The organism is Spirosoma migulaei (genome assembly GCF_054776855.1).
In genome coordinates this window covers 224,673-245,046 of the sequence record NZ_BAAHBG010000005.1, presented here as the reverse complement: position 1 = coordinate 245,046, position 20,374 = coordinate 224,673, and the positions used below count along the sequence as shown (strand labels likewise).

Here is a 20,374-nt window from a genome sequence, read left to right as displayed (position 1 = left end):
AAATCATCTTCTCACGTTAGTGCTCCTCACTTCTCGTTCCTCACTCCTCACTCCTATTTATGAAAAAAATTCTTATTACCGGTGCCAACGGGTTGCTGGGCCAGAAATTAGTTGATCTGCTGACGAAGCAACCGGACGTTGACTTAATTGCCACGGCCCGGGGCGATAACCGGCTACCGTTTTCGGAAGGATATACCTATCGGTCAATGGACATCACCGACCGGCAACAGGTACTGGATGTGATTTCGGAAGCTCAGCCCGATGTAGTTATCCACGGAGCGGCTATGACCGATGTGGATAAGTGCGAAATTCAGAAAGATGCTTGTTGGGCACAGAACGTACATGCTGTTGAGTATATCGTTGAAGCCTGCCGTAAGGTAAACGCGTTCCTGGTTCATGTATCGACCGACTTCATTTTCGATGGTGCGGATGGACCTTACGCCGAAACCGCTGAAGCGAATCCAATTAGCTTTTATGGCTGGAGTAAGCAGGCTGGTGAGTCGGTTGTGAAGCATGCGGATCGGTCCGGCGCTCCGGTACGCTGGGCCATTGCCCGCACTGTGCTCGTATATGGTATTGCTCATGACATGAGCCGTAGCAATATTATTTTGTGGGTGAAGAAATCCCTGGAAGAGGGTAAAACAATTAAAGTTGTAACCGATCAGTGGCGCAGTCCAACCCTGGCCGAAGATTTGGCGATGGGGTGTTATCTCATTGCCGATCAGGAAGCTGAAGGAATCTTTAATATCTCGGGGAAAGAAGTGCTTACTCCCTACGAGATGGCCATTAAAACCGCCGATTATTTTAACCTCGACAAGTCGCTGATTACCCAGGCCGATGCATCGACATTTACACAGGTGGCTCGGCGGCCTCCCCGTACGGGTTTTGTTTTAGACAAAGCTCGTACCGTACTTGGCTATGACCCGCACACATTCGAGGAAGGCATTGCCGTGCTGGCGAGCCAGCTCAACTCATAGAACTATGAGTCAGGTTAAAATCTATGGTGTTCGAGAGCATCTGCTACCCATTCGAAATCAGCTTTCCGATGTAATTCACTCCTGTGTGGTAGAAGCTCTTCAGTTTCCCGTCAACAAGCGGGCGCACCGATTTTTCTATCTGGACAACGAGGATTTTTTCAGGCCCGCCACGGCTTCAGAACGTTATGTTATTCTGGAGTTTATGATGATTGAAGGGCGTACGGTGGAGACCAAAAAGAAGTTGATTCATTTGCTTTACAAGCGTATTCGCGATCAGCTTGGTCTGGCGCTTACAGACCTTGAAATCTGCATACTGGAAAGCCCCGCACATAATTGGGGCTTCCGGGGCATGACAGGCGATGAGATCAAGCTGAGCTATACCATCAACGTCTGATTCATGACGCTTCATGTAAAAGTGAAACCTGGCAGCAAAGTAGATCAATTGTTCTACGATGCTGCCGGTTTGCTTACCGCCAAGATCAAAGCGCCCGCGCAGGACGGGAAAGCTAACGCCTATCTAATTGAATTTTTGGCCAAACGGGTTGGTATTGCCAAGTCCAGAGTAACAATTGTGGCTGGGTTTACTAACCCACATAAGCGGATTGAGATTGATGCAACGCAAGAAGTTTACGAGCGATTTTTAGCCGAAATAGTATAGGAAAAATACGTCCAAATCCATGCTAAGGTACTCATGAACGGTAGCTTAGCATGTGCATTGGTTGCACAGTTAAGCTAACTAGTACGTATTAAAACGCTCCTTGTTTCTACTAAAAGTAGAATAAGCTTGTAAAGTGGTTTTATAGATTGCTCATACGTTCATGATCTATCCAAACCGCACTCATGCGCACAATCCTTATCCGTTTACTGGTTTATGCAACAACATTCGTTCTGCCATCGGCTTGCATTGACCCAGCGGATATTCTTTTGTATGGTACAAATGATATCTTAGTTGTAGAAGGAACAATTACCAACCTGGCCGAACCCCAGCTTATTAAACTCAAGCGTGCCTATGCCGATCGACTGACGGGCCAATTTAGTACGGTGCCATTAACGAAAGCAACGGTGGAGGTCGTGGTAGATTCTGCAGCCGTAATTGCCTGTCACGAGACAATAGATGGCAGTTACCAGCTACCCAGCGATTTTAAAGGGCAGGTGGGCCATGCTTATCAACTCCGCTTTACGCTTCAGGATGGAAATCGGTATGTATCTACCCAACAGCTGATGGCTGCGGTTTCTCCAATTGATAAGCTAAGCGCCCGATTTAACCCAACCAGTTTACCTGTTCAACAGCTAAAAGGGTATCAGGCGGCCCACGACCTGTTTATTGACAGTCAGGACCCGGCAAATCAACACAATTATTACCGGTGGGAATGGAAGCTTTGGGAACGCCAATACTGGTGCCATACATGCAGACAGGGCGTTTATGCCATCTACAAGGTGCTGCCCGGGGTCTACAAAGACAGAGACTACTTCGTGACAGGCACCGAGCCCTTCGAAGACTGTTTTAGCCCTCGTCCCGGCAAGGCTGGCGAAGAAGCGCCCGAGGTGCCTGCAGAAGACTGGACGTATGATTACGGGTGCCGAACAGCCTGCTGGCAAATCATTTACGGCTATGATATTGTGGTGTTGGACGATAAATTTATCAATGGTGGACTGATTAGCCAGCAACGGGTGGCTCAGGTTCCTTTTTATGATACGCAACCCGCTTTGGTCGATGTTCGCCAGCTCTCGCTAACCCCCGATGCATACCGCTATTTTAAGCTGTTTGAGGAGCAGACTCAGCATACGGGTGGCTTGTCTGATACGCCACCTACTGCTTTGGCGGGGAATGTTCGTCAGGTAGATCATCCTCAGGCTACGATTGTCGGGTATTTCTCGGCTTCCGCTGTTTCGCAGGTGCATTATTGGCTGGATCGGAAAGATACCCAGGGCCTTTCCTATGGGGCAACCAGCCCCGTGGATACACTCCGGCCAAAAGGCGCTTATGGAAAAGGGGCAGATCAGTTGTTTTACGCCCTCAATTCGCGTCAGCCTAACCCAGAACCGTCACCGCCTTATGTGAAGGATCGGGATAAAGCCAAGGTTCGCTTATGGCCCAATGCCGACCGGCCTCCTCTTGCCCCCTGCCTGCTAAGCGACAATCAAACACCGTTTAAACCGGAAGGCTGGAGAGAGTAATGGCTATCTAGCTGTAGTGTATCAATGACAAGTAAAGTGCCTCTAAAATTGACCTATAAGTTACCATATAGTCTGTCTTCTTATGTCCAATCCCTAATTAGTATGAAAATAATAACGACGCTGCTAGTGGCTAGTCTGGGGGCTCTTATTCTGGCCTGCCAGCAACAAGATGACCTTACGAACGACAGACCAGCGATTAAAGCTATTTCATTCGTCGGGATACCGACACAAAATGTCCGTTTCGATGCTCCTAACGCCCGGATCACGGTCCAGTTACCAGCCGTTGTGAACGGAGGATTGCAACCTGTTTTTGAGTTGACCAAGGGAACAAAACTACTGGATGGGGTCATGGCTGATAATACCATAGACTTGTCTGCTTTCTGTGCCTGTAACCCCAGTACCACTACCGAATCTAAAAAAGTAATTTTACGAGTAGGTAATCAGAAAACAACTGCTGTTTATGAATTAGTAGTGGTTGCTACTGGCCCCTTAAAGGCCCAGAATACAACGGATCAATTCACGTTTTCGCGTAAGACAAAACGGTTGGATCTACGGCTACCAGTCGAAAACTTATACAGCAATCCGCATGTAGATATGCTCCTGTTTACGAATGTGGTTACGGGGAATGTGACACGCGTTAGTGCGGACGCGACTTGCTTAAATAGCTGTATTGGCAATGCCCCTAATCAGCTCGTTTTTTCACTGGGTTCACCTATTGAGCGTGTGTTACTTCCAGGCACCTACACAGTTGGCCTGAATACTATAACGTTTCCTCAACGTCTAGTGGTTACTGATTAAACAAACGTGATTAGTAGCTAATTGATCCTGGTTTACACTCCAATCGGCTCCTCCACTTTCTTTGCAGCTTCCCGGCGGGGAATATAGTGCCGGAAGAAGCTGCTGATTTTCATCTGTAGCACGCCAAAGACCGCTTCTTTGAAAATCTTGGATGACATTTTAGAGACGCCCCGCGTGCGGTCGGTGAAAATGATGGGGACTTCCTGAATTCGGAAGCCATATTTCCAGCAGGTAAATTTCATTTCGATCTGGAACGCGTAGCCCACGAATTTAATGGGATTATGCAAAATCACTTCCAGTACTTCGGCCCGGTAACAGACGAACCCTGCTGTTGGGTCCATGATGGACATACCTGTAATAAACCGCACATAGACACCCGCAAAGTACGACATCAATACCCGCCCCATTGGCCAGTTTACTACGTTGACACCGCGGATATAGCGGGAACCAACCGCCACATCAGCCCGCTCAGGGCCTTCAGTAGCACAGGCACGGTACAGTTTGATCAGATCGTCGGGGTTGTGCGAAAAATCGGCATCCATTTCGAATAGATACTGATACCCTCTGGATAAGGCCCACTTAAACCCATCGATATAGGCAGTGCCTAATCCTAACTTACCCCGCCGTTCGAGCAAATGTAACCTGGGTAGTGAACCCCGTACAGAAGGGCCTGTAGCCGGGAATTCTTCCTGTAAATCGCGAACACGCTGAGCGGTACCGTCAGGTGACCCATCGTCCACAATGAGTACATCGAATGGCTCCGGCAGGCTAAACACCTTCCGAATAATTGCTTCGATGTTCTCGATTTCATTATATGTTGGAATAACGACCAGGCGCTCTTTCACGGTACGAGTAGGTTAGTAAGTTGGGGGTTATCAGTACAACACCAAAACGAGCTGTTTTTGTACAAGATATTCATTAAAAATTGTTAATCTTCTAAGCATTAGTCAATTGTCGGGCCAACTTCTGCGCTTTCTGAATACAGTCAGACAAAGACACTCCTCCGTACCAGTTGGCACACACAAATAACTGATCAACTTCTATTTCTTTAATAGGGCTTTTAATAGACAGAATAGTTGCATTGTATTGAGGAATTGATCGCTCCCAGCGTTGAATACGTTGAAAAACGGGTTCAATTGCCTTAATACCGAAGTTGGTGGCTAGCTCCCGATGTACATTTTCTGACAGTACGCTGTCGGTATGACGGGCGTTGCTAACACCCATTTGTCCACCCACTAGCGTTGTAACCAGAACTTCATCGGGGGGGCAGCGACCGTCAAATATAGAACTACTCCAAATATGACCCGCCGAATACTGATTTTCAATCTTTGGGTTTAATGCCCCAAATCCATTGAGCGGATGCTCCACATCCGTGCGTTTATAGGCTGAATGGACGACAGTCATAGGTGGATAGGTAACAGCACGAAGTGCATTAGCCAATTTCTTGTAATGAAAATCTATCAACTGCGCGGCCGTGTTTGTACCAACTGCCAGCACTAATTTATCAACGGTTTGGGTGCCACTTTTGGCTGTTACCTGCCAACCGTTTGCGAGTTTCCGAATGTGATTAACAGGGTTGTTAAGCGAAAGATTTATTAGCGTAGCCGCCAGCGTATTAGGTAGGGTTTGCATACCATTCCGAAAGCTAAACGATTGTCGCCGACCCATGCCTGATTGGTTCTGTATTAGGCCACGTACTACTGAACCGTATTCTTTTTCATATTGAAGGAGTATTGGAAACGTTTCAGAAACAAGCAGTTGCTCCGGGTCGCCAGCGTAAATGCCTGCAACAAATGGACCTAGTGCATAATCAATGATCTCCTGACAGAAACGACGTCGAAAAAAATTGGACAATGTTTCGCCATCTGGAGGTATCGTTTTATTCGTGCGTTCGCGGAAAATGGCCAGTTTAGCTTTCCAGCTAAAGAAGTTTCCGAACAAAAGCGAAGGTGGGTCAGAAGGCAGTTTCTTGTACATACCGTCGCGAAAAATATAGCGAGCTTTGCTAACGGGTTTGCTCAACGATAGCTCAGGAGTGAGTCCCAGCGTATCTATCCAATGTAAAAGGTTGGCGTCACCCAATAGTGAGTTAGGTCCCAATTCGCACAAATAAGGTCCATTGATAATACCCGCTGGTGTTTTATATGATTCCCATCGCGACTGAATATAGCCCCCTGGTTGGCTGCTGGCTTCCCAGAGATGATACGCTATACCGAGTTGCTGTAGTTCATAAGCCAGTGTCAATCCAGAAATACCAGCCCCAATAATTCCGACCGTCATTAGCCTTTGGGCTGTTTTGCATTTTTCGCGCTAATCTTCTTCTGTAAATTATCTGTAACCCGCTTATAAATCAACTCCATATCCTGGGGGTGAGAAGAATAGAAAATATAACTCGTCCGATAGGTAGCGGTATCCACCCCAAATTTCTTGAAGATGTTGGCTTCCAGATGTTTATACGCAATATTCGATGAGTCAATTGAGGCTAACCCCAGGCGACTTATACGGGCTTCGGTCATATGGACTTCGGTCAGAATATCCGCCATTTTATCTGTTGCAATCAGCCCATCTGGTTTTTCATCTTCTGGAGCGGTGCAGGCCACAACCAGCCAGCCACCCAGCAGCACACTCCAGAGGTAAGCACAAAATCGGTTTCGATGCATACGTTTAAATGAATAGCTTTGTAAGCTATTCCCTATTGGCAAAGTTCGGTATTGGTTGTTAAAATAGTATAACGCCTGTTTCGTATGGACGAGTTCTTGGCCAGGCTTCGTAATTTCGATATTCGTATCCGCAAGGCGGTTAACTCGCAGATGCGCGGAAGTTTTCGCTCTATTTTTAAAGGTACTGGTCTAGAGTTCAGTGACTTGCGCACGTATCAGTACGGAGATGACGTGCGCGCTATTGACTGGAACGTGTCATCTAAAGGACATGGTACGTTTGTAAAAGTATTTCGCGAGGAGAAGGATCAGACGGTTTTTTTCGTTGTCGATGTCAGTGCATCGCAGCAGGTTGGTCCGCGTTACCGCGATAAATTGGCGGCAACAAAAGAAGTGTGTGGGGTACTGGCACTGTCGGCCATCCGCGAGGCCAGCCATGTAGGTATGTACTGTTTTTCGGATCAGAAGGAGCGGTACATAAAACCTGCCAATGGGATGAAAACAGGTTATCAACTGATTATGAGCCTGTATAAACTACAGCCAGAGTCGGGTCGGACGAGTATTGCCGATGCGTTGTTATTTACGCTCAATGCGTTGAAGCGTCGGAGTGTGGTGATTCTGCTCTCCGATTTTATTGACCTGAACTATGAACATAACCTCAAGGCGTTGGCTAAAAAGCATGACTTAGTTGTTATTCATTTATACGACCAGCGAGAGGTCAATCTTCCCCGGTTAGGTATTATTCCCGTGCATGATACCGAGTCGGGGCGCACGGTATGGGTTAATACGTCGTCCCTATCGTTTCGAAACGGATTGCACGATACGTTTCGCCAGAACCAGGTTCGACTGGAACGACTTTGTAAACAATATAACGCCAACTACCTCGCGCTCGATTCGCAGGAGGACTTTGTGCCAAAACTTGTTGAATTATTTAGAGTGAGAAAGTAACGCAGTTGTGACGTACGCCATACGACCTATACTTTTCCTGTTGGTATTGTCCCAGTCAGTTTGGGCGAATGAACCGGTACGACCTACCGTAAAACAACCGCCCAAACAACAGTCTGTCTTGCAGCCATCTCCATCACGGCAACTTTCGTTGCAGGGTCATTTTCTGACGGATAGTATCGAAATAGGGCGCCCATTTCAGTATGCGTTGACCTATCGACATTCGCCAATAATTGATGTTCTTTTCCCGGATAACGCCCGGCATTTCGCGCCGTATCGGGTAAAGAGCGTTGCCGTTTTTGCTACGCAAACCACCGGTGTTGGATTTGAGGCAATTAGCCGTGATAGTGCTGTATATACACTGGTTTCGTTTGAAACGGATCCTATACAGTTAGTACGTGTACCCATTCGGGTTATTAACGAGGCAGACTGCACAGCTCAATGGACACAGACCGATACGGTATTTCTGCGATCCAAACTAGCGCAGGCTATGCTGGATTCATCGGGATCAGTGAAGTCGAAACTAGCTACAAATACGAACCTGGCTACGCTTCAACAACAGTTTAATTATTTAGCACTGGCATTAGGACTTGTATCAATCGCCCTTGTTTCTTTTGCCATGTATGGATTATTTGGTCGCGCTATCCGGCGACAATGGCGATTATATCAGCTAAAAAGGCGCCATCTTACTTTCTTGAACGATTATAATCGACTGACCCGAACGATTAATTCATATACGGCTGCCGAAATTGCAAACCAGGCCGTTATTATGTGGAAACTCTATTTAGAGCAGCTTGATAAACAGCCGTATACGTCCCTGACTACTCCAGAATTGGCTGCGCGAATAGACGATGAACGCATCACGAATGCATTACGTGAAGCCGATTTGATGATTTATGGTGGTGCATATTCTCCCGACTCCTTGCCTGCTTTAAGATTATTGGGCGAAGTGGCCACAAATACATACCACCGTAGCCGCGCCAGAATGCAAGTGCCGGAAAATCCGGATTCCTCAACGATAAGCCAGTCGGCCGAAACTCCTTCTATCTCCTGACCTAAATGGAACCCTGGTATTCACTTCACTGGTTAAATCCGGCGCAATGGCAGCAGTTTCATATTGTATACCCGTTGGCTTTATCATTGATCCCGGCCGTTCCGGTTTTGTTTTTAGTGCGTTATTATCTGAATAGAAAGGCGCAGCAACGACTTAATATCTCTCTTGGGCAGCTTCGTTCTGGTGTGGTTCGCCTTCAAACGCGCCGGTCGTGGCTTGGTTTACTTCGCTATTTAGTACCTGTAAGTGTCTTTATAGGAACAGGGTTTCTGTTAGCAGCTTTGGCTCGTCCGCAAATTGTGCGGGAATTGCGTGATGAACAATCGGAAGGTATTGATATTATGCTGGCGATGGATGTATCGGAGTCGATGACTGAAACCGATTTGCCACCCAATCGGTTAGCGGCTGCCCGTCGGGTGGCCCAGTTATTTGTGAATAGTCGCAAAAATGACCGGATCGGCTTAGTGGTTTTTGCAGGCGAAGCTTTCTCGCTTTGCCCTCTCACAACGGACTATGGACTACTGAAACAATACCTAAGTGAGTTAAATAGCCAAATGATTCGTACCTCTGGTACAGCCATTGGCGATGCCCTGGCCCGATGTATCAATCGAATGCGGGAGCGGGTGCCCTCACCAACAGATACGGCCCAGGTTGAAACAAATCCATGGAAACCGGAACGGAGCAAGCTGATTATTCTATTGAGTGATGGCGATAATACCGCAGGTAATCTTGACCCGATTACCGCTGCCAAGCTGGCTAAAGCGTTTAATATTAAACTCTATACAATTGCTGTTGGCCGTCCGGTTTCGTCCACGTCTCAGGCCGTTACAGTGGATGAAGGCATTCTAAAAACGATTGCCACCATTGGCAACGGGAGCTTCTTCCGGGCTACGGACACGCGCCGACTACAATCCGTATTTGCCCAGATTAACCGCCTGGAAAAGTCGCCGATACGGGTTCGGATTTATGAGGACGTACAGGATTTTTATCGCATTTATCTGTACTGGGGCATTACATTCCTCCTGTGTGCGATGCTGTTAAAGAACACGATTTTTGGTAATGTGCTGGAGGATTGAACTGTTGCGAGTTAGTGAAGGCAGGTTCTTAAACCTGCCTAGTGAGGTTTCTCAAAACCGAATTGCATGAACCATTCGGTTTTGAGAAACCTCACTAGGGTCAGATTTGAGAATCTGACCCCACGGGAGACATGGAACATTAAGCCTGGAACCAGAAATAAGAAATGATGCTAAAATCCTATTACAACGCCGAGGCTATTGAAGCCGGTTTAGACGAAGTGGGCCGTGGTTGTCTGGCTGGGCCCGTAGTAGCGGCCGCGGTTATTCTGCCAAAAAACTACACGCACCCCATTCTGAACGATTCGAAACAGTTGTCGCACCGCCAGCGTGAGAGCCTGAAAAAAGACATCGAGCGGGATGCACTGGCCTGGGCCGTTGCCGAAGTATCGCACACGGATATTGATCAGATCAATATTCTGAAAGCCAGCTTTCTGGCCATGCACCGGGCGGTAGATGCGTTAATAATCAGGCCAGAGCATCTGCTAGTGGATGGAAATCGGTTTGTGCCGTACCCCATGATTCCGCATACCTGCATCATTAAAGGCGACGCTCATTACTTGTCCATTGCAGCCGCATCGGTATTGGCTAAAACCTATCGGGATGACCTGATGGCACAACTCGGACAGGAATTTCCGGCCTATGGATGGGCGCAGAATGTAGGCTATCCAACGCCCATTCATCGGGAAGCCCTCCGGCAATTCGGCCCTACGAAATACCATCGAATGAGTTTTCGACTACTGTAAGTTCGTCCTCAGGTTATTCAGGCTGCTTATTTGCTATCGTTATAAGTGATTACCAGGTGATATTCGTAATTATGTGAAACTTGTCATATGTGAGAAATTCCCGGCAGCGTTCTTTAATTGATCGGGATACTTTTATGGCTTACAGGCTGTATACCCGCCGTTACTTCAACCAGAAATTATCTTCCTGTGCTACATCGGCCGAGTACACTTTGGCTTTCACAATCTGGCCGTTCTCAACGGTATATACGTCAATGTTATCGACATCGAGTATACCCCCATTTGGTTGTACGGCTTTCCAGTGAACCAGACAGGCCACGCTGTTACCGTTGGCCGTTAGGACGTTGATGTCGGTTAGGGCCAGGCTATTATCGGTGGCCTGAAACATGCCGCCTACCATTTGAAAAACTTCCGTACTTGACTTTTTAATTCCAGAAAACCGATTGTTTCCCGGCTGGTTCCACTCAATAGCCGGGTGAATGAGCGATGCTAGTTTTGCCTGATCGCCTTTCTGAACAGCGGTTAAAAAGTTGTGAACGACTTGCATTGATTGTGTTTCCATCGTGTTTGTTTTGGATTGATTATGAACTTGTTGACGTGATGATGTAGGCTGGCCCAGAGCCAGCATGAGGGCGACTATGATTGTTTCCATGGCGTTTTTTTGACAAAAGTACAGGTCACTCGACGGCTGGGTTTTACCATCAGCCGCCAGCTAATTACCAGTTGACGCCACCAGGAAGGTTTATTTGATGCTGTTTGTGCCGAATGCCGTTTGATACAACGGTTTATGGTAGCCTGGACGTCCAGGCTACTCTTACTTAAACAATCAACTTATAGCCGATACCCCGAATGTTGATGATCTGAATTTGTGCATCTTCTCGTAGGTGCCGCCGAAGCTTGGTAATAAACACATCCAGACTGCGGCCATTGAAAAATGAGTCTTCGCCCCAAAGCTCCGTCAACACGGTACTGCGTTCGAGGACCTGATTTCGTTGCTCGTACAACCGCCGGAGCAGTTCGGCTTCGCGGTGCGATAGGAGAACTGTCTGACCGCCCAGCATGAGTTTTTGTTTCGAAGGGTCGAATTGATAACGCCCGATGGTTAGCTCCAACGTTGACGATGGCAGAGAAGCTGGCTTTCGGCGCAACAGCGCATTGATCCGAACGATCAGTTCGTCCAGACTAAAGGGTTTTTTGAGGTAATCGTTGCCGCCCAATTCAAAACCGCGTACTACGTCGGCAGTTTGCGAGCGGGCGGTCAGAAATATGATTGGTACATCGGAGTTTTCCTGACGAATGTGTTCGGCCAGGGTAAAACCGTCCATTTGGGGCATCATGACATCGGCCACCACAATATCGGGCTGATGCTGTCGGAAGAGGGTTAGTCCCTCATTGCCTTCGCTGGCGTATAACACCGTGAAGCCACGGACTTCGAGGCTATCCCGAACAATCATGCCCAGAGCGGGCTCATCTTCAATCAGTAAAACGGTCGGCATAACTCAAAAGTCTAGAATAAACGCACTGCCCTTGCCAGGTTCGCTCTGCACCCGGATTCGCCCGCCATGTCGTTCGATCACCTGCTGAACATAGGCCAGCCCCAAACCAAACCCCTTTACCGGATGAAGATCGCCGGTGGGTACCCGGAAAAAACGGTCGAAAATGGCAGACTGATAGGCTTTCGGGATGCCAATGCCATTATCGGCCACGATCAGTTGCCAACCGCTGGCCTGCTGTTGATACGTCAGACTAATGTCGACCTGCTCATGGGAATAGTTAATGGCATTGTCGATCAGGTTATTCAGGGCATTGCTAAAGTGAACCCGATCAACTGAAACGGTAGTGTCGGCAGGAATCGCCAGCGTCACGTGAATTGGTTTCGGCGCACGAAGTTGGTGATTGGTAATCAGCTCATTGGCCAGATTCGCCAGATTAACAGGTTCGGGCTGAAGCTCCAGATCACGCTTCTCTTCGATGGCCAGATTCAATGCTTTCTCGACCAGGTCCGACAATCGTTGCAGGTTATTTTGGGAGATGGCTAAGTAGGTCTGGGTTTTCTTGGGGTCATTCAACGCACCGAAATTCTGGAGTGCTTCAATGGCCGCCGTCACCGTTGCGATGGGTGTTTTTAACTCATGCGTCATGTTGTTGATGAAGTCGTTTTTCACTTCCGACAACTTCTTCTGGCGAAGAATCGTGGCCAGCATAAACAGAAAGCAACCCGTGGTCAGGATTAATAAAAACACGGAGCTGCCCAGCAACCAGCCCATTCGCCGAAGCAGGTAAAACGTTGGTGTACCAAATGAAGCCTGTACAAACAGATTTTTTATGGGATTCAATGGCTCCGGTGTTGTTCTTAAAACGTTATCATTTTTTGTCACCTGAGGTGTCGATAGCCTGCGAACGATAAAGACATTATCCTGGGATTGCTGCTGAGTTTGTTGCGATCGGATGGTAAGTGTGTCGAGCTTAAAATCGGCGTCAATCGCACGACGGCGGAGTTCTTTTGCATAGGCTACTGTCAATTTGCTCAGGTTGACATCGACACCAGCCGCCCAATCGAGCAAAACCAGCTTAGAGATTCTGCGGGCGAGGGTATCGGCGCGAAATGAAACGGATTTAGTAGCTGGCCGACCTGCATTGTAGGTGACGACAAGTCGCTCAGACGATTTGGTTGCGTGCAAACTATCATTCCGCCTGCGGACAAAAACCTGAGCCTTGTCGCCACCGGAAGCTTCGCCTGGTCTATCGAAACGACGTACAATAATTTGCGTCTCCGAACCGGTCGACATACGAGCTTCTGTCAGAGTACCCGGAGGCCGTTTACGCATCAATTGCTTCGCGGAGTCTACCTGTTGACGTTCCAATACCTGAAACAGCGCGTCCTGAACCGTATGGGCAAATTGCTCTCGGTTGAGCTGGTAGGTCGTCCAGAGCCAATAGCCCTGAAAGGTATTGATCCCCACAATGCAGGTAGTCATTAACCAGAAAATTGAACGTATGCGCCGGTTCATGAACAAATCTACGTTGTCAGGCTCGCCTTTGCGTACCCGTTAACACTGTTTAACACTATATAGCAGTGCGTTACAAAGCATCGCCTGACCTTTGACTCATTAAATCAAATCAAGCGATTGTGTATGAAAACGCATAGTATGTTAACCATTCTCCTCTCACTGCTTCTGGCAGCCGCCCGCCCGATGCTGGCGCAAACATCCGGGCACATCAATTATGAAGTTGTTAGGAAAGTAGATCTCTCCGCGACGCGTATCGTCATCAACGGCGAACAGATCAAACCCGGCGATCCTAACTTCCCAACCGACATTCCAGATACCCGCACCTTTGGCCAGAAGGTGACATTCGATGATAAATACGCCAAAGAGAGCCGGGATGCGCAAACTATTTCTATCAGAATGGATAGTAGGCCGGGGCCGGGCGGTGGCGGTGGTTTGCCCCGAAATACAAATTTCAGTCCGCCATTCGAAGAGAAGATATTTGTCGATCTGGCTAATCAGAAAACCGTTACGTTGCTGACTATTGGCAAAGATAAAGACGCTAAACTTTACCGCGCTGAAACACCCATTCAGCGCACGGGCGACTGGCAAATCACCGATCAAACCAAAAAAATTGCGGGCTATACCTGCCGTAAAGCGACTGTACCGTTCAAGAAAGAAACCTACACCGTTTGGTTCACCACCGAGCTACCCATTACGTACTCGCCCATTCGTGAGCTAACTCCCGAATCGGGTGTGGTGTTGTTGGTTGAAAGTAGCCGCGAGCAATTCCGGGCCACGAAGGTCAATCTATCAGCTATCGACGCTAACGAGGTTCAGCCATCTGCCCAGGCGCAAACTGTCACTACGGAGCAACTAGCCGATCTCCGCCAAAAAGCCATGGCGGATTTTCAGCAGCAAATGATGATGGGCGAACGCAACTGATCGGCTTTTTTCGACAGGATTAACAGGATTTGTAGTATTTTTTCTTCTCCTCAATCTTGTAAATCCTGTTAATCCTGTCAAAAAAAACCTTCTTCATCCTGAATACAACATGAAATTCTTCTCTCTTTTTATCCTCCTGCTGGTATCCAGGAGCAGTCATTTACTTGCCCAAAAAGCGACGGGGAAATCTGAAGTTGTAGGCTCCGTAGTCGATTCGGTGAGCGGCAAACCACTGCGCCTAGCCTCCGTTTCGCTACTCACCGACCAGGACTCTACGTATATAGATGCTACGATCACGAATGGAGATGGGCAGTTTCGGCTACGCAATGTAGGCACAGGTCGGTTTCGATTATTGGTGACGTTCCTGGGCTATCGAAATGCTTCTTCCCAGGTAATAGTCGGTCGCGAAACGTCGGTTGATGTTGGCGTATTGCGGATGACTGAGCAAGCCAATACACTCAGCGAAGTGGTTGTTAAGCAGGAGCGGGCTCCTGTTGCCGTGAAGGGAGATACGGTGGAATTCAACGCGGGTTCGTTTAAAACTCAACCCAATGCACAGGTGGAAGAGTTGCTTCGCAAATTGCCCGGTGTGGAAGTGGCGCGTGATGGTACGATAAAAGCACAGGGGCAGGCAGTTAGTCGGGTGCTGGTGGATGGAAAACCCTTTTTCGGCAATGACCCCAAGATGGCCACCCGCAATCTCCCCGCCGACATTGTCGATAAGGTACAACTCTATGATCAGTCGTCGGATCAGTCACAGTTTTCGGGTATCGACGACGGTAACCGCGAACGCACCATCAATCTCACCATTAAGCGAGATAAGCGGAAAGGTTATTTTGGACAGAATTCTGTTGGTGCCGGTACTGATGCACGCTATCAGAGCCGCTTGAACGTGAATCGCTTCAATAATGGCCGTCAGCTTTCGCTTATAGGACAGGCGAACAACCTTAATCAACAGAACTTTACGCTGGGTGGTGGTGCGGGTGGGCCCGTGATTGTTGGTGGGCCAGGTGGTCCAGAACCCGGAGCGAATCAATCCCCTACCAACATCATCGAGATTAAAGCGGGTGGTTTAAATTACCGGGATAAGCTGGGAAAACGTGCCGAACTATCATCGAGCTATTTCATCAATCAGGCCATCACAACGACCGACCAGCAAAGCCGACGCGAGAATGTATTACCCGACCGGTCGTTCCTCACCGATCAGCATAATTATTCGCAGAATCGGCAGACGACCCATCGCTTCAATGCCCGTCTCGACTGGCAACTCGACTCGATGACCAGCCTGCGTATAACCCCGAACGTGTCGTGGCAAACCACGGGTTACGACAGCCGAACAACCAGCCGATCATATTTGCCAGCAGGACAGTCCCTCAACGATGGTGATACCCGCTATGGCTCAACCGGCGATGGTTTAAACGGCTACAACAACCTGTTGCTCATGCGAAAATTTCGTCGGGAAGGGCGGACGTTATCGGCGAATCTGAATACGGTGCTGACAAATGGGATGACCAATGCGCTCAATCAGTCTACTAATCTGTTTTATGATTCAACTGGTACAAATCCCCTCACTACCACCCGGCTCAATCAGCGCAACCGGCAGAATAGCTACGCACTCCAGAATACGCTGACACTATCGTTCACCGAACCGCTTTCGCTCACCCAAAAGCTGGAGCTTCGGTACGCATACGCAACGAATAGGAACCGGGCCGAGCGCGATGTGGTCGATGCTAACGACGTGAACGGGCAGTACGACCGCCCAAATGCCGCCCTGAGTAATCATTTTGGTAGCCTCTTCGCCACGCACCGTCTGGGCTCAACTCTCCAAACGCGACGGCTTCGGTACAGCTACGCCTTAGGTTTTGATCTACAGCAGTCGGAATTACGGGTCGATAACCGATCGGTCGATACGACGAATAGCCGAAGATACCTGAATTTGATGCCTAATGCGCTCTTTAGCTATACGTTTTCCAGGAATCGCAGCCTGCGACTACAATACCGAACGAGGTTGAGTCCGCCCTCGATAACGCAGTTGCAGCCCGTTGTGGATAACACCAATCCGCTGAACATTCGCCTTGGAAACCCCGCACTTCGGCCTGAATATTACAATAATCTTACGTTGACCTTCAACGGCTCTAGTGGGATGGGTGGCAAAAGTCTGTTTTTGTTTGCCAGTCTGAACCATAGCGACAACCGAATCAGCACAATGACAACTGTTAACAGTGCTGGGGTACAGACAACCCAACCAATAAATACCGGCGGGTATTTGTCCGCGAATGGCTCCCTGTCGATAGGGCGGACGCTTCAGCCAAGCAAGCTGGGTATCAGCCTGATGACCAATGCCAGTTTTACTCGGGCTGTGAGTTTAATCAATGACCAATCGAACGAGTCCAGAAACGTTAGTCTGGGCCAGGGGTTTCGACTGCAATCTGCTTATAACGGTAAGGTAGACTACGGCATTAGCGGAACGGTTAGCTACCAGACAGCCACTTATTCGCTCCTGTCAAAGCAGAATACGGCCTACTGGTCGCAATACGCAACTGCCGATGTGCATTGGCAGCTCCCGTTCAATTTCGTCCTCACCAGCGATCTAACCTATACCGCAACTACCGGTCGGGCGGCAGGCTACAATCAGCAGTTTACGCTTTGGAATGCCGCTCTCGCCTGGCAGTTTCTGAAAGCAAAACAGGGTGAATTTCGTGTTCAGGGTTTCGATTTGCTGAACCAGAATCGGAGTGTGATTCGGAACACGGGCGATTCCTACGTAGAGGATGTACAAAGCCGGGTGCTGACGCGCTATTTCCTGGTGAGTTTTGTTTATAACCTTCGAAAGTTTGGCGTGTAAGTGTGCCAAGTTTGTCTTCAGACGCCAACTCATTACCAGTTCACGCCAGGGGAAAAACACGATGCGCTATTTCTGTAGCTTTGTGTTATGCAAGACTATCAGAAACGCCTGTCGCTGAACGTACTGGCCTATGCTGTCCAGAAAAATACCGACCCGGCACAGTTATGCCATCTTTCAGGTATTGAGTTAGATACGTTGAAAAGTGAATCGAGTCCCAGCCTGACCGTGCAACAAATCAATGCATTATGGTTGAATGCGACTGAATTAAGCAGGGATTCATTCTTCGGGCTTCATTTTGGTGAGTCGTTGCAGGTGGCCGCGTTAGGGGTGGTGGGTGAGTTGATCCGTCATAGCCAAACGATTGGCGAAGCGCTGACACAGGCTGCGGCCTTTTCTCACCTGATTACAGATCTGCTCACTATGGCGGTAAACCGCTCCGGGCAATCCTTCACGATTCAATTCATTCCTTCGGCTGAGAATCAGGCGAGTTCTCCTCTGGTATTTCGCCAGATGATGGACTTTTTCATGGCCTTTACCCTGCACGAGGTCGATGGTTTGATTCTGCAAAAAATACGGCCCATTTCGGTCAGGATGCCGGTCGAACTAGCAGACCTGCCCGAATACATACGCGTGCTGCGTTGCCAGTCTATTCAGAATGCTACGGATTATGCACTGGAGTTCGACAGTCGGTTTTGGGATGAACCTATTCTAACCGCAGATTATGAATTACAGGCGGTGTTGTTACGGAAGGTAAGCGCACTCGATGAAGCGCACACGACCAAAACGTCGTTAAGCGAACGGATTAACAATTTCCTGCTAGCCAACGCGTATCTGGGCGTCCCAACGCTCGATGCCATTGCGGCCAATCTGAACGTGAGCAGCCGTAGTTTGCAACGGAAGTTGCAGGAAGAGGGCGTAACGTATCAACAACTGACTGATTCCATCCGAAAATCCCTGGCCTTGCATTACCTGCAAACGGGCCAGCACCCCGTAAAAGAAGTCTCCTATATTCTCGGATACAATGAGTTGAGCGCCTTTAATCGGGCCTTTCGGCGATGGACTGGTACCACGCCGGTGAGTTATCAAAAAGGGCAGCTTTTATAACTACTCAACTAGAAGCAGCAAAATATCATCAGTATATAGAATCAGCTTGGTATCCTCCATCTGTGAGGATACCTTATTCATCAGGATAAGACGTTGATTAGGTGCAATACCAGACGAACCCGACGGGGAAGCCACGTCTACCCCTTCGGGCGTTTATACAAAGGCACGGTGCTACATGGCTCACCAAAAAGCAGGCTTTGCACCACAGGACGCAACAGGCGTGTGATCTCGACATAAGCCGCTGTTGGCACCGGAACTTTCGAACAGCCTTTTACCACGACGCGGGCATCCCGATACTCCTCGGGTTTGATTTGGGCGATTGCGTCGAAATAGAGTTTCTCTTCAAGATCTGTTCGATTGCCGAACACAACCGTATTCGCATAAGGTTGTAGCTGAATTGTTAGCAGCATATAGGCCCAGGTTGGCACAATAGCATCTTCAGTGCAGGTAATAGCTACGTTTTTACCCGCGTACTGGCTCCAGTCGTGTTCTTTCAAAAAAGCCCGAAAGTCCTTTTCTTTTAGGATTAGCCCCATAAAGAGGTTGTCTTTCAAGTCGTAAACGACCCGCTCACCGGGATGATAATAATCTTCCAGATCCAGCGTCATAAGGCCGCTATTGGCAACGCGATTGATGATTTCAGCTTCCATATTTTTAATGGGTAATGGAGAATGAATAATTGATAATGCAGCCAGAATCGCCATTGATTACATTCTCCATCATCCATTATTCATTCGTTACTACAACGGCCATTTACCCCCGAAAGGTTCTGATAATACATGCGCAGGCTGTCGGCTTTTTTTGCTACTTTTGTTCTCATATACATTAATGAACGCCTTAGACGCTTGGCCCATGAAATTTATAGTTTCCTCATCTGTCCTGCTTAAAAACCTTCAGCATATAAACGGGGTGGTTGCCACCAACCCAATCGTACCGATTCTCGAAAATTTCCTGTTTCGCATTGACGATGGGACCCTTACGGTAACCGCGTCGGATCTGCAAACAACCATGACAACGCAGATTCCAGTCGATGCCAGCGATAATGGAGCGATTGCCATTCCAGCTAAATTATTGCTGGATACGCTTCGTAGTTTACCTGAACAACCCGTTACCGTCAACATCGACACCGAAACATTCGGCACCGAAATTCTGACGGACAACGGTCGCTATAAACTCTCCGGTGAAAACCCGATTGACTTTCCAAAACTGCCGACCGTTAACAAAAATATGTCGGTCGAAATGACGTCCGACGTATTGCTGAGCGCGATCAACAACACGGTATTCGCCACCAGCACCGACGACCTTCGCCCAGCGATGACGGGTGTGCTTTTACAGATAAATGACGAGAATGCCACCTTCGTAGCTACCGACGGTCACCGGCTTATTCGCTACCGCCGTACCGATCTCGGTTCATCGGCCAGCACGTCGATCATTATTCCACGGAAAGCGCTGCAATTACTGAAGGCATCGTTGCCCGAAAATGTAGCTGTCGTTGCAGAATTCAGTCAGGCCAATGCTTCATTCACGTTTGGCCCAACGCAGTTGATTTGCCGCCTGATCGACGAGCGTTTCCCTGACTACGAAAACGCCATTCCAACCAACAATCCGAACGTGATGACCATTGGCCGGACTGACCTGCTGAACTCGCTGAAGCGGATCATGATCTACGCCAACCGCACCACGCACCAAATTCGGCTGTCGCTCAAGGCGAACTCGCTGACTATTTCGGCCGAAGATTTAGACTACTCTAACGAAGCCAACGAAAAGCTCCTCTGCGACTACGACGGCGACCCAATGGAGATTGGTTTTAATGCCAAGCTGATGTCTGAAGTGTTGAGCAACCTGAGCGCCAAAATGATTTCGCTCGAAATGTCAGCTCCAAACCGGGCTGGCCTGCTCATTCCTGCAGATAAAGAAGAAAACGAAGACATCCTGATGCTGGTGATGCCTGTGATGTTGAATACATACGCTTAATTTTTAGGGAGGAGGGGGAGGAGAGGGAAGAAGGGGAAGAGAGGGTATGTACCAACTCCCCCCCTTTTTCCCTCTCCTCCCCCTCCTCCCTTTT

The 20,374-nt window shown here is 48.6% G+C and carries 20 protein-coding genes; 13 read left to right on the top strand and 7 right to left on the bottom strand.

Features of this window, described 5'->3' with window-relative positions; translation table 11 throughout:
• Positions 1 to 59 precede the first annotated feature (59 nt).
• The 5 genes from ACYVGO_RS06550 (at position 60) to ACYVGO_RS06530 (ending at position 3,953) form a co-directional block, all read left to right on the top strand.
• Complete coding sequence (locus ACYVGO_RS06550; protein WP_142776019.1) at positions 60 to 977, top strand: SDR family oxidoreductase; 918 nt, start codon at positions 60 to 62, stop codon at positions 975 to 977.
• Between the two features lie 4 nt (positions 978 to 981).
• Complete coding sequence (locus tag ACYVGO_RS06545; RefSeq protein WP_460968460.1) at positions 982 to 1,371, top strand: tautomerase family protein; 390 nt, start codon at positions 982 to 984, stop codon at positions 1,369 to 1,371.
• Positions 1,372 to 1,374: 3 nt separating this feature from the next.
• Positions 1,375 to 1,635 (top strand): DUF167 domain-containing protein, encoded by a 261-nt coding sequence (locus tag ACYVGO_RS06540; RefSeq protein ID WP_460968458.1) that lies wholly within the window; start codon positions 1,375 to 1,377, stop codon positions 1,633 to 1,635.
• A 182-nt stretch (positions 1,636 to 1,817) separates the two neighbouring features.
• Positions 1,818 to 3,155, top strand: a complete 1,338-nt coding sequence (locus tag ACYVGO_RS06535; protein WP_142776022.1) for a DUF4249 domain-containing protein — start codon at positions 1,818 to 1,820, stop codon at positions 3,153 to 3,155.
• A 102-nt stretch (positions 3,156 to 3,257) separates the two neighbouring features.
• Complete coding sequence (locus ACYVGO_RS06530) at positions 3,258 to 3,953, top strand: hypothetical protein (RefSeq protein WP_460968456.1); 696 nt, start codon at positions 3,258 to 3,260, stop codon at positions 3,951 to 3,953.
• A gap of 32 nt (positions 3,954 to 3,985) precedes the next feature.
• Here ACYVGO_RS06530 and ACYVGO_RS06525 read toward each other — a convergent pair whose 3' ends face one another.
• The 3 genes from ACYVGO_RS06525 to ACYVGO_RS06515 all read right to left on the bottom strand — a co-directional run bounded on the left by ACYVGO_RS06525 (position 3,986) and on the right by ACYVGO_RS06515 (position 6,613).
• Complete coding sequence (locus ACYVGO_RS06525) at positions 3,986 to 4,798, bottom strand: polyprenol monophosphomannose synthase (protein WP_142776024.1); 813 nt, start codon at positions 4,796 to 4,798, stop codon at positions 3,986 to 3,988.
• A gap of 91 nt (positions 4,799 to 4,889) precedes the next feature.
• Positions 4,890 to 6,233, bottom strand: coding sequence for a protoporphyrinogen oxidase (hemG, locus tag ACYVGO_RS06520; protein ID WP_460968454.1), 1,344 nt, complete (start codon positions 6,231 to 6,233; stop codon positions 4,890 to 4,892).
• Positions 6,233 to 6,613: a DUF4296 domain-containing protein gene (locus ACYVGO_RS06515; RefSeq protein ID WP_142776026.1), complete on the bottom strand. Its 381-nt coding sequence runs from the start codon at positions 6,611 to 6,613 to the stop codon at positions 6,233 to 6,235. The genes hemG and ACYVGO_RS06515 overlap by 1 nt, the downstream gene beginning before the upstream one ends.
• A gap of 84 nt (positions 6,614 to 6,697) precedes the next feature.
• On the opposite strand from ACYVGO_RS06515, the gene ACYVGO_RS06510 reads away from it, so the two are divergent.
• From ACYVGO_RS06510 to ACYVGO_RS06495, 4 genes are all read left to right on the top strand, one after another.
• Entirely contained in the window at positions 6,698 to 7,558 is an 861-nt protein-coding gene (locus ACYVGO_RS06510) for a DUF58 domain-containing protein (RefSeq protein WP_142776027.1), read from the top strand.
• A 7-nt stretch (positions 7,559 to 7,565) separates the two neighbouring features.
• Positions 7,566 to 8,609, top strand: coding sequence for a hypothetical protein (locus ACYVGO_RS06505; RefSeq protein WP_460968452.1), 1,044 nt, complete (start codon positions 7,566 to 7,568; stop codon positions 8,607 to 8,609).
• Positions 8,610 to 8,614: 5 nt separating this feature from the next.
• A complete protein-coding gene (locus ACYVGO_RS06500) occupies positions 8,615 to 9,685 on the top strand; it encodes a VWA domain-containing protein (protein WP_460968450.1) in 1,071 nt (356 codons plus the stop codon).
• A gap of 167 nt (positions 9,686 to 9,852) precedes the next feature.
• Positions 9,853 to 10,428 (top strand): ribonuclease HII, encoded by a 576-nt coding sequence (locus ACYVGO_RS06495; protein ID WP_460968850.1) that lies wholly within the window; start codon positions 9,853 to 9,855, stop codon positions 10,426 to 10,428.
• Positions 10,429 to 10,588: 160 nt separating this feature from the next.
• Here the strand turns inward: ACYVGO_RS06495 and ACYVGO_RS06490 are convergent, their stop codons facing one another.
• The 3 genes from ACYVGO_RS06490 to ACYVGO_RS06480 form a co-directional block, all read right to left on the bottom strand.
• Positions 10,589 to 11,077 carry a nuclear transport factor 2 family protein gene (locus tag ACYVGO_RS06490; RefSeq protein WP_460968448.1) on the bottom strand — a complete coding sequence of 163 codons (489 nt, stop codon included), beginning with the start codon at positions 11,075 to 11,077 and terminating at the stop codon, positions 10,589 to 10,591.
• Between the two features lie 166 nt (positions 11,078 to 11,243).
• Positions 11,244 to 11,921: a response regulator transcription factor gene (locus tag ACYVGO_RS06485; RefSeq protein WP_460968446.1), complete on the bottom strand. Its 678-nt coding sequence runs from the start codon at positions 11,919 to 11,921 to the stop codon at positions 11,244 to 11,246.
• A 3-nt stretch (positions 11,922 to 11,924) separates the two neighbouring features.
• The gene (locus ACYVGO_RS06480) at positions 11,925 to 13,403 is read right to left on the bottom strand and encodes a sensor histidine kinase (RefSeq protein ID WP_460968445.1); all 1,479 of its coding nucleotides are present in this window, start codon (positions 13,401 to 13,403) and stop codon (positions 11,925 to 11,927) included.
• Positions 13,404 to 13,559: 156 nt separating this feature from the next.
• Between ACYVGO_RS06480 and ACYVGO_RS06475 the strand changes: the two genes are divergently transcribed.
• The 3 genes from ACYVGO_RS06475 (at position 13,560) to ACYVGO_RS06465 (ending at position 18,306) form a co-directional block, all read left to right on the top strand.
• A complete protein-coding gene (locus ACYVGO_RS06475; protein ID WP_460968443.1) occupies positions 13,560 to 14,357 on the top strand; it encodes a GLPGLI family protein in 798 nt (265 codons plus the stop codon).
• A 109-nt stretch (positions 14,358 to 14,466) separates the two neighbouring features.
• Positions 14,467 to 17,202, top strand: a complete 2,736-nt coding sequence (locus ACYVGO_RS06470; protein WP_460968441.1) for an outer membrane beta-barrel protein — start codon at positions 14,467 to 14,469, stop codon at positions 17,200 to 17,202.
• An 87-nt stretch (positions 17,203 to 17,289) separates the two neighbouring features.
• Positions 17,290 to 18,306, top strand: a complete 1,017-nt coding sequence (locus ACYVGO_RS06465; RefSeq protein ID WP_460968439.1) for an AraC family transcriptional regulator — start codon at positions 17,290 to 17,292, stop codon at positions 18,304 to 18,306.
• Positions 18,307 to 18,443: 137 nt separating this feature from the next.
• On the opposite strand, the gene ACYVGO_RS06460 is transcribed toward ACYVGO_RS06465, so the two are convergent.
• The gene (locus tag ACYVGO_RS06460) at positions 18,444 to 18,956 is read right to left on the bottom strand and encodes a DUF2480 family protein (protein WP_142776036.1); all 513 of its coding nucleotides are present in this window, start codon (positions 18,954 to 18,956) and stop codon (positions 18,444 to 18,446) included.
• A 202-nt stretch (positions 18,957 to 19,158) separates the two neighbouring features.
• On the opposite strand from ACYVGO_RS06460, the gene dnaN reads away from it, so the two are divergent.
• Positions 19,159 to 20,280, top strand: a complete 1,122-nt coding sequence (dnaN, locus tag ACYVGO_RS06455) for a DNA polymerase III subunit beta (RefSeq protein WP_142776037.1) — start codon at positions 19,159 to 19,161, stop codon at positions 20,278 to 20,280.
• The last annotated feature ends 94 nt before the right edge of the window (positions 20,281 to 20,374 follow it).

What these genes read in the sequence shown, in the direction of transcription:
- ACYVGO_RS06470 (WP_460968441.1), top strand. Translation starts at nt 14,467, where the DNA reads ATGAAATTCTTCTCTCTTTTTATCCTCCTGCTGGTATCCAGGAGCAGT.
- hemG (WP_460968454.1), bottom strand. Translation starts at nt 6,233, where the DNA reads ATGACGGTCGGAATTATTGGGGCTGGTATTTCTGGATTGACACTGGCT.
- ACYVGO_RS06550 (WP_142776019.1), top strand. Translation starts at nt 60, where the DNA reads ATGAAAAAAATTCTTATTACCGGTGCCAACGGGTTGCTGGGCCAGAAA.
- ACYVGO_RS06545 (WP_460968460.1), top strand. Translation starts at nt 982, where the DNA reads ATGAGTCAGGTTAAAATCTATGGTGTTCGAGAGCATCTGCTACCCATT.
- ACYVGO_RS06460 (WP_142776036.1), bottom strand. Translation starts at nt 18,956, where the DNA reads ATGGAAGCTGAAATCATCAATCGCGTTGCCAATAGCGGCCTTATGACG.
- ACYVGO_RS06510 (WP_142776027.1), top strand. Translation starts at nt 6,698, where the DNA reads ATGGACGAGTTCTTGGCCAGGCTTCGTAATTTCGATATTCGTATCCGC.
- ACYVGO_RS06495 (WP_460968850.1), top strand. Translation starts at nt 9,853, where the DNA reads ATGCTAAAATCCTATTACAACGCCGAGGCTATTGAAGCCGGTTTAGAC.
- ACYVGO_RS06535 (WP_142776022.1), top strand. Translation starts at nt 1,818, where the DNA reads ATGCGCACAATCCTTATCCGTTTACTGGTTTATGCAACAACATTCGTT.
- ACYVGO_RS06485 (WP_460968446.1), bottom strand. Translation starts at nt 11,921, where the DNA reads ATGCCGACCGTTTTACTGATTGAAGATGAGCCCGCTCTGGGCATGATT.
- ACYVGO_RS06465 (WP_460968439.1), top strand. Translation starts at nt 17,290, where the DNA reads ATGCAAGACTATCAGAAACGCCTGTCGCTGAACGTACTGGCCTATGCT.
- ACYVGO_RS06515 (WP_142776026.1), bottom strand. Translation starts at nt 6,613, where the DNA reads ATGCATCGAAACCGATTTTGTGCTTACCTCTGGAGTGTGCTGCTGGGT.
- ACYVGO_RS06475 (WP_460968443.1), top strand. Translation starts at nt 13,560, where the DNA reads ATGAAAACGCATAGTATGTTAACCATTCTCCTCTCACTGCTTCTGGCA.
- ACYVGO_RS06490 (WP_460968448.1), bottom strand. Translation starts at nt 11,077, where the DNA reads ATGGAAACAATCATAGTCGCCCTCATGCTGGCTCTGGGCCAGCCTACA.
- ACYVGO_RS06500 (WP_460968450.1), top strand. Translation starts at nt 8,615, where the DNA reads ATGGAACCCTGGTATTCACTTCACTGGTTAAATCCGGCGCAATGGCAG.
- ACYVGO_RS06530 (WP_460968456.1), top strand. Translation starts at nt 3,258, where the DNA reads ATGAAAATAATAACGACGCTGCTAGTGGCTAGTCTGGGGGCTCTTATT.
- ACYVGO_RS06480 (WP_460968445.1), bottom strand. Translation starts at nt 13,403, where the DNA reads ATGACTACCTGCATTGTGGGGATCAATACCTTTCAGGGCTATTGGCTC.
- dnaN (WP_142776037.1), top strand. Translation starts at nt 19,159, where the DNA reads ATGAAATTTATAGTTTCCTCATCTGTCCTGCTTAAAAACCTTCAGCAT.
- ACYVGO_RS06540 (WP_460968458.1), top strand. Translation starts at nt 1,375, where the DNA reads ATGACGCTTCATGTAAAAGTGAAACCTGGCAGCAAAGTAGATCAATTG.